Source organism: Pseudomonas sp. FG13 (assembly GCF_057809755.1).
Genome location: NZ_JBMDKO010000002.1, coordinates 237,620 through 250,240, shown reverse-complemented (window position 1 = coordinate 250,240; position 12,621 = coordinate 237,620). Strand labels below are relative to the sequence as shown.

Here is a 12,621-nt window from a genome sequence, read left to right as displayed (position 1 = left end):
GTACGAGTTAAATCAACAACTCGTACAGACGAGTTGTGTTTTTTTATTTAAGCACTCCACTATCATCGCGAAACGCCCTACGCTCCTTGCTGCAAAAAACCACAGTGAATTGGACAAGCCCCCCACTTCACCCTTAAGGTTCCGCCCCCGGTGTACCGCGCGTTACAGAGCCATTTCCATGAGTAAATACAACCGGATCTACAGCGACCTGCTCGCCAGCATCACCACCGAACGCTTGGAGCGTGGCGCCCGCCTGCCTTCCGAAACCGAATTGATGGACAGCTACCAAGCCAGTCGGGGCACCGTGCGCAAGGCGATCGAACAGCTTCAGGAGCGCGGTTTCGCCCAGAAGATCCATGGCAAGGGCACCTTTGTACTGTCCACCTCCCCTATCGAATTCCAGCTCGGCGGCATTGTCAGCTTCCAGGAGACGTACCCGCGCCTGGGCGATGACGTCCGCACTGAAGTGGTCGAGTTCAGCCAACTGCCGCTTGAAGGTGCGTTGCTCGAACACATCAAGGCCCCCGCTGGCAGCCAGGTGACGCGCATCAAGCGCGTGCGAAGAATCGACGGCAAACGGGTGATCCTGGACATCAACCATTTCGTCAGCGACGTGATCCCCGACCTGACCCGCGAGATCGCCGAGCGATCGATCTATGCCCACATCGAACAGACCCTGCAACTGCAGATCGCCTATGCCCAGCGCACCATCGAAGCCGTCCGGTGCAGCAACGACGACCAGCAACACCTCGACCTCGACGGCCAAAGCCATGTCATCGTGGTCAGCAACCAGACCTTTCTTCAGGACGGCCGGCAGTTCGAATACACCGAATCACGGCATACCCTCGACAAGTTCTATTTCTCGGATGTCGCGCGGCGCTGAGGAAACCAGGCGGCTCCCTCCCTGCTTGATGGCGCACTTGCGAAGCGCTCTGACGACAGAGTTGGATGAGTCACACGAGGTCACGCGGCGCTCGTGTACGCCAAGAGGCACTCCACGAGCGCATCGAACGTCACCTTGCAACGCGGGCTTTCGCGCAACCCCTCGTGCATGGTGACCCACGTAGGCAATCGCAGCGCGAAGTGCCGCGAAAGTACGCGCACTAGCATCGCGTCCCGCTGGCCCAAGGCGACTTGGCATATCCCAATACCGCCGCCGGCGCGGATCAGCGCCAGTTGAGCCAGATCGCTATCGGTGCGCATCGAGAAGGCCTCCCGTCTCCATGCGGGGAACTGCTTAGTTGCGGCGCGGAGAAAAGGCGTTTCCTGATCAAACCCAATCAACGCATGCTTGATCAGATCCGCGGGTGCGGAAGGTGTACCGTGCTGTGCCAGGTAGTCGCTGCGCGCATACATTCCTAATTCGACATGGCCAACGCTCCGAGCAATGAGCAGATCCTGCTTGGGCAACGACATGCGGACCGCAATGTCCGCCTCCCGTTGCAGCAGATCTTGTACGCGATTGGTGGGCACGACCTCGATCTTCAAACCAGGATGCGCTTGGCGAAGCCGCGCGATCGCAGGCGGCAGCACCTCCACCCCGATCACCTCGCTGGCTGACACCCGCACCGTGCCCGTCGCTCTTTCGCCCTGCTGGCTGGTGGCCGCGCGTTGAAGGGCCGCCGCGTTGCTCTGCATCGCTTCGGCATAGCCGCGCAAAGCCAACGCGGCCTCGGTGGGCAACAACCCGGTCTGCGAACGGGTGAACAGGGCCTGATGGAATGTCGCCTCCAAAGCAGAGATATGACGCCCCGCCGTAGGCTGCGTGATGCCGAGCGCGCGTGCGGCCCCTGAGAGCGACCCCTCCGTCAACACAGCAAGAAACGTTCGATACAGTTCCCAGCCAAGGTCATTAGCCATACAAAAATGCATATCCGATAGCTTACGTTAGGTAATTTATTTCTACTTAAACCACGCCCAGAATTCAACCCACTCACCCACCTGACGGAGAATGGACATGGCAAATATCGACAATCCTCTAAGCAAAAAAATCTTGGTGCTAGGCGCAACAGGCGGGATCGGCGGTGAAGTGGCACGACAACTGCGCGACGCTGGCTGGCAGGTCCAGGCTCTCCATCGCGGGTTGGCCTCACCCCAAGAGCAGCGTGATGGCATCACCTGGCTTCGTGGAGACGCGATGCAGCGCGATGATGTGATGCATGCCGCGCGCGAGTGCAGCGTTATCGTCCACGCGGTCAACCCTCCCGGCTACCGCAACTGGGGCGAGTTGGTGCTACCTATGATCGAAAACACCATCGCGGCGGCGAAGGCGGAAGGCGCCACAGTGGTGCTGCCAGGCACTGTTTATAACTACGGTCCCGATGCATTCCCGGTACTGAGCGAGGATGCCCCGCAACGCCCACTCACACGCAAGGGCGCCATCCGGGTCGAATTGGAACAGCGGCTACAAGCCGCCAGCGAGCGAGGTGTACGGGTAATTGTGGTGCGAGCTGGGGATTTCTTCGGCCCAAGCGCAGGCAACAGCTGGTTCTCGCAAGGCGTCGTCAAACCAGGACAATGCGTGAAGATCATCCAACTTCCGGGCGATCCGGGCGTGGGCCACCAGTGGTCGTATCTGCCCGACGTGGCCCGCACGATGGTCGAACTGCTCGGACGCCGCGACTCGCTGCCGCCCTTCGCCAGTTTCCATATGGCCGGGCATTGGGATGCAGATGGCACACAGATGGCTGCTGCTATCTGCCGCGTTGCGAAACGGCACGGTGGTCCACCAAAGCTGCGAGCCTTCCCATGGTGGCTCACACGATTGGCTTCGCCCTTTGTGCCTACCCTGCGTGAACTGCTGGAAATGCGCTACCTGTGGCGTCAACCCGTGCGCATGGACAACGCTCGCTTGAAGGCTGTCCTAGGCAGTGAGCCGCATACGCCGCTGGATGAAGCCGTCGAAGCAACTTTGGCAGGGCTGGGCTGCATCGTGCGGCAGCGTCCCACGCCAGCCATTGATGCGGCAATCGTAGCGGAAGGTGACGGTACCGACAGGGCGACACCGTCACTTCTACCGCCAACCTGTCCCGCCGGCCAGCGATAATCACCGATAACTGCCGTGACGTATTTTTTCTAAATCAACACGTTACGGCAGTTCTTCGATAGCTGGCGATACCCCTCGAAAGACCTGATATCACTCCCACTCAATCGTCGCCGGCGGCTTGCTCGACACGTCATACGTCACGCGGGAGATGCCGTCGATTTCGTTGATGATGCGGCCGGAAACGGTTTCCAGCAGCTCGTACGGCAGGTGCGCCCAGCGAGCGGTCATGAAGTCGATGGTTTCCACCGCACGCAGGGCCACGACCCAGGCGTAGCGACGGCCATCGCCGACCACGCCGACGGATTTCACCGGTTGGAACACCACGAACGCCTGGCTGACCTTGTGGTACCAGTCGGCCTTGCGCAGTTCTTCGATGAAGATGTGGTCGGCGCGACGCAACAGGTCGGCGTATTCCTTCTTCACTTCACCGAGGATTCGCACGCCCAGGCCCGGACCCGGGAATGGGTGGCGGTAGACCATGTCGTAAGGCAGGCCCAGCTCCAGGCCGAGGCGACGGACCTCGTCCTTGAACAGCTCGCGCAGCGGCTCGACCAGCTTGAGGTTCATTTCTTCCGGCAGGCCACCGACGTTGTGGTGGGACTTGATCACGTGGGCCTTGCCGCTCTTGGCGCCGGCCGACTCGATCACGTCGGGATAGATGGTGCCCTGGGCCAGGTACTTGATGTTGTCGAGCTTGCAGGATTCGGCATCGAACACGTCGATGAAGGTACGACCGATGATCTTGCGCTTCTTCTCCGGGTCGGACTCACCGGCCAGGTTGGTCAGGAATTGCTCTTCGGCGTTGGCGCGGATCACCTTGACGCCCATGTTCTCGGCGAACATGGCCATCACTTGCTCGCCTTCGTGCAGGCGCAGCAGGCCGTTGTCGACGAAGACGCAGGTCAGTTGATCACCGATGGCCTTGTGCAGCAGCGCGGCGACTACCGAGGAGTCGACGCCGCCGGACAAGCCCAGCAGCACGTTGTCGGTACCGACCTGGGCGCGCACCTGGGCGATGGCGTCTTCAGCGATTTTCGACGGTGTCCACAGGGCTTCGCACTCGCAGATGTCGAGGATGAAGCGCGACAGGATGCGGCCGCCCTGCTTGGTGTGGGTCACTTCCGGGTGGAACTGCACGCCGTAGTAACGACGCTCGTCGCTGAACATGCCGGCAATCGGGCAACTCGGCGTGCTGGCGAGGATGTGGAAGTCTTCCGGCATCTTGGTGACCTTGTCACCGTGGCTCATCCACACGTCCAGACCGAACAGGCCATCGGCGTCGACATGGTCTTCGATGCCATCCAGCAGGCGGCTCTTGCCGACCACGTCAACACGGGCATAACCGAACTCACGCAGGTCGGAGCCTTCCACCTTGCCGCCGAGCTGCTCGGCCATGGTCTGCATGCCGTAGCAGATGCCGAAGACCGGCACGCCCAGGTCGAACACCGCTTGCGGGCAGCGCGGGCTGTTGGCTTCGTGCACGGACTCGGGACCGCCGGCGAGGATGACGCCTTTGGGAGCGAACTCGCGAATCGCTTCGTCATCCATGTCGAACGGGTGCAACTCGCAGTACACGCCGATTTCACGCACGCGGCGGGCAATCAGTTGGGTGTACTGGGAACCGAAGTCGAGGATCAGGATGCGGTGAGCGTGAATGTCGAGGGCCATGACTCATTCTCATGTAGTGAATCAGAAACAACTCGGGGCTGAATGAACAGCCCCGGTGATTAACGTTTTGCTGGAAGCCTTAACCTACGCGGTAGTTCGGCGCTTCCTTGGTGATCTGTACGTCGTGGACATGGGACTCGGCCATGCCGGCGCCGGTGATGCGCACGAACTCCGGCTTGGTGCGCATCTCTTCGATGTTGGCACTGCCGGTGTAGCCCATCGAAGAACGCAGGCCACCCATCAGTTGATGGATGATCGCGGTCAGGGTGCCTTTGTACGGCACACGACCTTCGATGCCTTCCGGTACCAGCTTCTCGGCACCCGCGGAGGAGTCCTGGAAGTAGCGGTCGGAAGAGCCCTGGGCCTGGGACATGGCGCCCAGCGAACCCATGCCGCGATAAGCCTTGTAGCTACGGCCCTGGAACAGTTCGATCTCGCCCGGCGCTTCTTCGGTACCGGCGAACATCGAGCCCATCATCACGGCAGAGGCACCGGCCACGATGGCCTTGGACAGGTCACCGGAGAAACGGATGCCGCCGTCGGCGATCAACGGTACGCCAGTGCCTTCAAGGGCGGCTGCGACGTTGGCGATGGCACTGATCTGCGGCACGCCGACACCGGCGACGATCCGGGTGGTGCAGATCGAGCCAGGGCCGATACCGACCTTGACCGCGTCGGCGCCAGCTTCGGCCAGGGCCTTGGCGGCAGCGCCGGTGGCGATGTTGCCGCCAATCACCTGCACTTCAGGGAAGTTCTGCTTGACCCAACGAACGCGGTCGATCACACCCTTGGAATGGCCGTGGGCGGTGTCGACCACCACCACGTCGACGCCGGCATTGACCAGCGCGGCGACGCGATCACCGGTGTCCTTGCCGGTACCGACCGCGGCACCGACGCGCAGACGACCCTGGTCGTCCTTGCTGGCCAGCGGGTAGGCCTTGGCTTTTTCGATGTCGTTGACGGTCATCATGCCCTTGAGGGCGAATTTGTCGTCGACGATCAGCACGCGCTCGATGCGGTGCTTGTGCAGCAACTCGCGAACTTCGTCCTTGCTGGTGCCTTCCTTGACCGTGACCAGGCGCTCTTTAGGCGTCATCACTTGGCGGACGGTGGCATCCAGGCGGTTCTCGAAACGCACGTCGCGGGAGGTGACGATGCCGACCAGGTCGCCATCGTGCAGCACCGGAACGCCGGAGATGTTGTGCATGCGGGTCAGATCGAACAGATCGCGCACCGTGGCATCGGCCTCGATGGTGATCGGGTCCTTGACCACGCCAGCCTCGAACCGCTTGACCTTGCGCACTTCGGCGGCCTGCTGTTCGATGGTCATGTTCTTGTGGATGATACCGATACCGCCTTCCTGGGCCATGGCAATGGCCAGACGGGCTTCGGTCACGGTGTCCATGGCAGCGGAAACCAACGGGATATTCAGTTCGATGCCACGGGTAAGACGGGTTTTGAGGCTGACTTCGTTAGGCAGCACCTCGGAATAACCAGGCACTAGGAGAATGTCGTCGAAGGTCAGAGCTTCTTGGCTGATACGCAGCATCGCGGGGGCTCCCGAGCGGGAAAATGGAAGCGCGCCATTATACTCATGCACACCGTCTGGCTCAATGTAAAACTCTGTCTATTATTGGCGGGGTGATTGACGGGGCTGATCGCCCCACTGCGGCGGTACACCGCCCCCCTGTGGCGAGGGGATTTATCCCCGCTGGACTGCGCAGCAGTCCCAAGGTGGTCGACTCATATGCCTGATGTACCGCACAGCCTGGGTTTAGGGCCGCTTCGCGCCCCAGCGGGGATAAATCCCCTCGCCACAAAAGCAGTCTCCAGTGTGCCTACCTACAACTCCACCTGCACCCAACTCACCGGCTGATCCAGCCAATCGGCGAATTCGTCGAGGAAGTCCTGCTTGAACCCCGCCTCCAGCCAGTTGTTGAAGATGAACCCCAGGTTGGAGAAGCCGCAGGGCTGCAGGAACAGAAAGCCGTTGATGTCATCTTCATGCCCGCACTCGGGGCAGGTGAAGTTGTCGGTGCGTTCGGGCATCCAGTCCTCCAGGCTTTCGAACAGCGCCTCGCCGATTTCCCGCCGGCACTCGGCGCAGCCCGCTTCCTCGAGAAAGCCCTTGGCCGGGGTGTAGATGCAGCGCTTGGTGATGATCTCCAGGCCGTTGATCGGCTCGTCGAACGGCAAGGCATCGGGGCGCAGGACCACGGTGCGGGCGCCTGGAGCGATGGCATGGGCCATGCGATTGCCGGTGCGCCCACAGGTGGTCAGTTGTTCTTCGACAATGTTCTTGCGCACCAGCCAGCGCACGATCGCCCGAGCCCTGGGCTCATGGACCGGCAAGGTGGAGATTTTCGGGACGATGATGCTTTGGGAGTTCATGACAAGGCCTGGGGGTTCTCTGTAGGCGCAAAGCTTGCTCGCGATGCGGACACTTCAGTCCATCAGATGATGGGGGCGATTCCATCGCGAGCAAGCTTTGCTCCTACGAGTGTTATCAAAGGCCGGCAGCTTAATCCCTGGCCACACCAGGTCAAGCGCTCAGGTAGCGCCCGATCAGCGCGAGGCCGCTGGCAAGCACCAGCCAGGTCACCAGGCGCACGAACGTCTCGCGCGACATCCTCATCGTCAGGCGACGACCTGTCCACAGCCCCAGCGCCATGGCCGGCAACAAACACAGCGCCAGTACCAACAAGGGTAGTTCGGCATACACGCCCGCGACAGCGAACAGGCTCAAGCGCACCACGGTGCTGCAACTGATCAGGGCGCTTTGGGTGGCCCGGGCCGGTTCCTTGGGCAAGCGGCTATTCAAATAGATCGCATATAAAAAGCCGCCACTGCCGAACAAGGCCCCGAACATCCCGCCTACCGTGCCCATCGGGATCGCCCATAGCGCCGACAGCTGCGTGGGTCGGGTCTTTATCCACAGGCTGTAGATCGCGTAGGCGCTGATGAACAGCCCCATCAACAGCAACAGCAGGTCCGACTTGAGGTTGAGCAGGAAAATCACGCCCAGGGTGCAACCAACCGCCATGCACGGCAACAACCGCAGCAACTCCGGCCGGGCAACATCCTTGCGCGACGGCAGCAGGTTGCCGAACGCCGCGACAAAATCCAGCAACACCAGCAGCGGCACGATTTTCGACAATGGCATGAACAGCAGCAGGATAGGTGCGGCCACCAGCGCCGTTCCGAACCCGGCAATGCCGAACACGATATAAGCCAAGGCGATGGCAAGGCCGATCACCAGCCATTCCGTGGGTGCGAATGCCCATTGGCCCAACCACGAGAAAAGGTTCATCCGGTACTTCCTTGCTTACGGAGCGGCGACTTTAGCCAGAGGTCGCAGGCTTATCCAGCACTGCTATCCGCGAGCAGGTTCGCTCCCACATTTGGATTCATATGCTGTGTACGACGCAGAACCTTTGTGGGAGCGAGCCTGCTCGCGATGAAGGCAACCCGGTCTAATTGTTTCCACGCATGGAGATTAAGCGGCAAATGCCCTTATCATGCCGCCCATGATTAAAGATCCCTTTGCCCGCCTGGGCCTGGACCGCGAGGTCCTGACTGTCAGTCAGCTCAACGGCCGCGCGCGGGTGTTGCTGGAGGACGTGTTCAGCAACATCTGGGTCGAGGGCGAAATCTCCAACCTCGCCCGCCCCGCCTCCGGCCACGTGTATTTCACCCTCAAGGACAGCGGCGCCCAGGTACGCTGCGCGCTGTTCCGGCAGAACGCCGCGCGGGTGCGCCAGGCCTTGAAGGATGGGTTGGCGGTCAAGGTGCGTGGCAAGGTTTCGCTGTTCGAAGGCCGTGGCGATTACCAGCTGATTCTCGACACCGTGGAGCCGGCTGGCGACGGTGCCCTGCGCCTGGCCTTCGATGCCCTGAAGGAAAAGCTCAGCGCCGAAGGCCTGTTCAGCGCCGAGCGCAAGGTGCCCCTGCCCGCTCATCCACAACGCATCGGCATCATCAGTTCGCCCACCGGCGCGGTGATCCGCGACATCATCAGCGTGTTCCGTCGCCGTGCGCCGCAGATCGCCCTGACGCTGATCCCCACCGCCGTGCAGGGCCGCGAAGCCACCGCGCAGATCGTCCGCGCCCTGAAACTGGCGGACGCCCGGGGCTTCGATGCGCTGATCCTGGCCCGGGGCGGCGGTTCGCTGGAAGACTTGTGGTGCTTCAACGAAGAAGCCGTGGCCCGGGCCGTGGACGCCTGCCTGACGCCGATCGTCAGCGCCGTCGGCCATGAAACCGACGTGTCCATCAGCGATTTCGTCGCCGACGTGCGCGCCCCGACGCCGTCCGCCGCTGCCGAACTGCTGGCGCCGGACGCCGGCGATCTGGTGCGCCGGGTCGAGAGCCTGCATCGGCGGCTGGTGATGCGCATGCGCGACCGCTTGATGCGCGATCAACTGCGTCTCGAAGGCCTGACCCGGCGCCTGCGCCACCCCGGCGAACGCCTGCGCCAGCAAGCCCAGCGCCTCGACGACCTGGACATGCGCCTGCGCCGGGCCTTCGAACGCAGCCTCAATACCCGCCGCGAACGCCTGATCCGCCTGGAAACCCGCCTGGCCGGCCAGCATCCTGGCCGTCACCTGGCGCTGCTGCGCCAGCGCCTGGACAGCCTGGCCGAACGCCTGCCCCGGGCCATGCGCGAAGGCTTGAAGGCGCGACGCGTGCAATTGCACAACCAGATGCAGACGCTGCACATCGTCAGTCCCCTGGCGACCCTCGGTCGGGGCTACAGCATCTTGCTGGACGAACGCGGCCATGCGATCCGCAGTGCCGGACAGACCCAGACCGGCCAGCGCCTGACGGCCCGGCTCGGCGAAGGCGAATTGCTGGTGCGGGTCGAAGACAATCACCTGACGCCGGTCACCCTCTCTTTACTGGATTGATCCATGCCGCGATTTCTAACGCCCCTGCTTTTGCTGTGCCTGACCTTCAACGCCCACGCCGACAGTTACATCACCCGCCTGCTGAACAAACCGGTGCCTGGGGGCGTGGCCGTGGTCGACCTGGGCAACGCGGCCCAGGCGCCGAAAGCCAGCTATCAAGGCAAGCCGGTGCTGGTGGTCAAGGAACAGAACAACTGGCTGGCGATTGTCGGTATCCCGCTGACCGTCCAGCCGGGCACCCAGCAGATCAACAGCGGCGGCGGCACCCAGCCGTTCGTGGTCGGCTATAAAAAGTACCCCGAGCAGCACATCACCCTGAAGAACAAGCGCCAGGTCAACCCGAACCCGGCAGACCTCAAGCGCATCGACGCCGAGCTGGCCGTGCAGTTGAAGGCCTACCGTAGCTTCAGCCCGAACATCCCCAGCAACCTGCTGTTGGACAAGCCGGTCAACGGCCCGCTGTCGAGCCGGTTTGGCGTGCGTCGCTTCTTCAACGGCGAAGAGCGCAACCCCCATGCCGGCCTGGACTTCGCCGTGCCCGCCGGCACGCCGATCAAGACGCCGGCGGCCGGCAAGGTGATCCTTACCGGCAACTACTTCTTCAATGGCAACACCGTGTTCGTCGACCACGGCCAGGGCTTCATCAGCATGTTCTGCCATATGTCGAAGATCGATGTGAAGGTCGGCCAGCAATTGGCCCGAGGCGCGGTGGTGGGAAAGGTTGGCTCTACAGGTCGAGCGACCGGACCGCACATGCACTGGAACATCAGCCTGAACGATGCGCGGGTGGATCCGGCGATTTTTATCGGAGCGTTCGAGCCCTGAGTTTTTTTGTGGTGAGCCTACTGGCCTCATCGCGAGCAAGCTCGGCTCCCACAGCTACTGCGCCATTTCGAAAGCGCCGAATATCCTGTGGGAGCCGAGCTTGCTCGCGATGAGGCCGGCACATGCACCGCTGCTGCAGAGATTGCCAAGCCACAAACATCAACGCAATAAACCGACAATCTCCCCAAAATACCGCAATAAAATCTCGAAAACCTTCAACAAAGCAGAACTTCTCTCAATTTTCTCCGACTGCTTGCGATCCTCCCCCCACCCGGTTAGGGTTGAAGGCATGAAAACCTCTCACACCCTCATCCAGCTTCGCCAGCACCGCAGCCTGTGCCTCGTCAGCGCACGACTGCCAGGCTGAATCGCGGCACCCCGTCCAGGCTGTAGAGCCACCCCGTTCGAACCACCGGCAGGCCGCCTTTTTCCGGCCACGACACTAAGGATTCCGCCCATGAGCATGCTCAAAGACCCGTCTTCCAAATACCGCGCCTTCCCGACCATCAACCTGCCGGATCGCACCTGGCCGTCGAAGACCATCACCGCCGCGCCGATCTGGTGCAGCTCCGACCTGCGCGATGGCAACCAGTCGCTGATCGAGCCGATGGACGCGGTCAAGAAACTGCGCTTCTGGAAAACCCTGGTCGCCGTGGGCGTCAAGGAAATCGAAGCGTCGTTCCCGGCGGCCTCGCAAACTGACTTCGACTTTGTGCGCACCCTCATCGAAGAAGGCCACATCCCGGAAGACACCACCATCCAGGTGCTGACCCAGGCCCGTGAAGACCTGATCGCCCGGACCTTCGAATCCCTGCGCGGCGCGAAGAAAGCCATCGTCCACCTGTACAACGCCACCTGCCCGTCGTTCCGCCGCATCGTGTTCAACCAGGACAAGGAAGGCGTGAAGGAAATCGCGGTGAACGCGGCCAAGCTGTTCGTCAAGTACGCCGCCCAACAGCCGGAAACCCAGTGGCAGTTCGAATACTCGCCAGAAACCTTCAGTGCCACCGAGCTGGAATTCGCCAAGGAAGTCTGCGACGCCGTCATCGAAGTCTGGAACCCGACACCAGAGCGCAAGGTGATCCTCAACCTGCCCGCCACTGTGGAAGTCGCGACCCCGAACGTCTACGCCGACCAGATCGAGTGGTTCCACCGCAACATCACCCGTCGTGACAGCGTGCTCATCAGCCTGCACACCCACAACGACCGTGGCACCGGCGTGGCCGCCACCGAACTGGGCCTGATGGCCGGCGCCGACCGTGTCGAAGGCTGCCTGTTCGGCAACGGCGAGCGCACCGGCAACGTCGACCTGGTGACCGTGGCGCTGAACCTCTACACCCAGGGCATCAACCCTGAACTGGATTTCTCCGACATCGACGGCGTGCGCAAAGTGGTCGAAGAGTGCAACCAGATTGCGGTGCACCCACGTCACCCCTACGTCGGCGACCTGGTTCACACTGCGTTCTCCGGCTCGCACCAGGACGCCATCCGCAAGGGCTTCGCCCAGCAGAAATCCGACACGCTGTGGGAAGTGCCGTACCTGCCGATCGACCCGGCCGACATCGGCCGCAGCTACGAGGCGGTGATTCGTGTCAACAGCCAGTCGGGCAAGGGCGGTATCGCCTATCTGCTGGAACAGGAATACGGCATCAGCCTGCCGCGCCGCATGCAGATCGAGTTCAGCCAGGTGGTTCAGCGCGAGACCGACCGCCTCGGCCTCGAAATGACCGCCCAGCAGATCCACAGCTTGCTGCAACGCGAATACCTGCAAGCCAACACCCCGTACGCGCTGGTCAGCCATCGTCTGCAGGAAGAGAACGGCAATAGTGCTGTGGAAGTGGAAGTCGCCAGCAAGGGCCAGGGCGAAACCAACCTGCACTGGCGCGGCAAGGGCAACGGCGCGCTGGAGGCCCTGGTGGCCGGCCTGCCGATTCCCGTGGAGATCATGGACTACAACGAACACGCCATCGGCGCTGGCACCAATGCCAAGGCGGCGGCGTACATCGAGCTGCGGGTCAATGGTGAACGTGCGGTGCACGGCGTGGGCATCGATGAAAACATCACCACCGCCAGCTTCAAGGCCCTGTTCAGCGCACTGAACCGCTCGCTGAGCCAACCTGAGGCCAAGGCAGCCTGATTCGCGGCTGAAATGCAAAAAGGCCCCGGGGTGTGAAC

The 12,621-nt window shown here is 62.0% G+C and carries 10 protein-coding genes; 5 read left to right on the top strand and 5 right to left on the bottom strand.

The window, feature by feature from the left end:
• The first annotated feature begins 178 nt into the window (after window positions 1-178).
• Entirely contained in the window at window positions 179-883 is a 705-nt protein-coding gene (treR, locus tag ACODTO_RS03695) for a trehalose operon repressor (protein WP_139646000.1), read from the top strand.
• An 80-nt stretch (window positions 884-963) separates the two neighbouring features.
• On the opposite strand, the gene ACODTO_RS03690 is transcribed toward treR, so the two are convergent.
• A complete protein-coding gene (locus ACODTO_RS03690) occupies window positions 964-1,860 on the bottom strand; it encodes a LysR family transcriptional regulator (RefSeq protein WP_489105984.1) in 897 nt (298 codons plus the stop codon).
• A 97-nt stretch (window positions 1,861-1,957) separates the two neighbouring features.
• Here ACODTO_RS03690 and ACODTO_RS03685 point away from each other — a divergent pair, with 97 nt between their 5' ends.
• Complete coding sequence (locus ACODTO_RS03685) at window positions 1,958-3,046, top strand: SDR family oxidoreductase (protein ID WP_489105983.1); 1,089 nt, start codon at window positions 1,958-1,960, stop codon at window positions 3,044-3,046.
• Between the two features lie 90 nt (window positions 3,047-3,136).
• On the opposite strand, the gene guaA is transcribed toward ACODTO_RS03685, so the two are convergent.
• The 4 genes from guaA to ACODTO_RS03665 form a co-directional block, all read right to left on the bottom strand.
• The gene (guaA, locus tag ACODTO_RS03680; RefSeq protein ID WP_041020635.1) at window positions 3,137-4,714 is read right to left on the bottom strand and encodes a glutamine-hydrolyzing GMP synthase; all 1,578 of its coding nucleotides are present in this window, start codon (window positions 4,712-4,714) and stop codon (window positions 3,137-3,139) included.
• Window positions 4,715-4,793: 79 nt separating this feature from the next.
• Window positions 4,794-6,263, bottom strand: coding sequence for an IMP dehydrogenase (gene guaB / locus ACODTO_RS03675; protein ID WP_139645996.1), 1,470 nt, complete (start codon window positions 6,261-6,263; stop codon window positions 4,794-4,796).
• 293 nt (window positions 6,264-6,556) lie between these two features.
• The gene (locus ACODTO_RS03670; RefSeq protein ID WP_139645994.1) at window positions 6,557-7,105 is read right to left on the bottom strand and encodes a sugar ABC transporter ATPase; all 549 of its coding nucleotides are present in this window, start codon (window positions 7,103-7,105) and stop codon (window positions 6,557-6,559) included.
• A gap of 151 nt (window positions 7,106-7,256) precedes the next feature.
• Window positions 7,257-8,024, bottom strand: a complete 768-nt coding sequence (locus ACODTO_RS03665; RefSeq protein ID WP_139645993.1) for a sulfite exporter TauE/SafE family protein — start codon at window positions 8,022-8,024, stop codon at window positions 7,257-7,259.
• A gap of 217 nt (window positions 8,025-8,241) precedes the next feature.
• Between ACODTO_RS03665 and xseA the strand changes: the two genes are divergently transcribed.
• The 3 genes from xseA (at window position 8,242) to leuA (ending at window position 12,583) form a co-directional block, all read left to right on the top strand.
• Window positions 8,242-9,621, top strand: coding sequence for an exodeoxyribonuclease VII large subunit (xseA, locus tag ACODTO_RS03660; RefSeq protein WP_489105997.1), 1,380 nt, complete (start codon window positions 8,242-8,244; stop codon window positions 9,619-9,621).
• A 3-nt stretch (window positions 9,622-9,624) separates the two neighbouring features.
• Window positions 9,625-10,446, top strand: a complete 822-nt coding sequence (locus tag ACODTO_RS03655) for a peptidoglycan DD-metalloendopeptidase family protein (RefSeq protein ID WP_489105982.1) — start codon at window positions 9,625-9,627, stop codon at window positions 10,444-10,446.
• Window positions 10,447-10,903: 457 nt separating this feature from the next.
• Entirely contained in the window at window positions 10,904-12,583 is a 1,680-nt protein-coding gene (leuA, locus tag ACODTO_RS03650; protein ID WP_489105981.1) for a 2-isopropylmalate synthase, read from the top strand.
• The last annotated feature ends 38 nt before the right edge of the window (window positions 12,584-12,621 follow it).

Coding starts and splice junctions, on each gene's coding strand:
- treR (WP_139646000.1), top strand. CDS start 179: ATGAGTAAATACAACCGGATCTACAGCGACCTGCTCGCCAGCATCACC.
- ACODTO_RS03690 (WP_489105984.1), bottom strand. CDS start 1,860: ATGGCTAATGACCTTGGCTGGGAACTGTATCGAACGTTTCTTGCTGTG.
- ACODTO_RS03685 (WP_489105983.1), top strand. CDS start 1,958: ATGGCAAATATCGACAATCCTCTAAGCAAAAAAATCTTGGTGCTAGGC.
- guaA (WP_041020635.1), bottom strand. CDS start 4,714: ATGGCCCTCGACATTCACGCTCACCGCATCCTGATCCTCGACTTCGGT.
- guaB (WP_139645996.1), bottom strand. CDS start 6,263: ATGCTGCGTATCAGCCAAGAAGCTCTGACCTTCGACGACATTCTCCTA.
- ACODTO_RS03670 (WP_139645994.1), bottom strand. CDS start 7,105: ATGAACTCCCAAAGCATCATCGTCCCGAAAATCTCCACCTTGCCGGTC.
- ACODTO_RS03665 (WP_139645993.1), bottom strand. CDS start 8,024: ATGAACCTTTTCTCGTGGTTGGGCCAATGGGCATTCGCACCCACGGAA.
- xseA (WP_489105997.1), top strand. CDS start 8,242: ATGATTAAAGATCCCTTTGCCCGCCTGGGCCTGGACCGCGAGGTCCTG.
- ACODTO_RS03655 (WP_489105982.1), top strand. CDS start 9,625: ATGCCGCGATTTCTAACGCCCCTGCTTTTGCTGTGCCTGACCTTCAAC.
- leuA (WP_489105981.1), top strand. CDS start 10,904: ATGAGCATGCTCAAAGACCCGTCTTCCAAATACCGCGCCTTCCCGACC.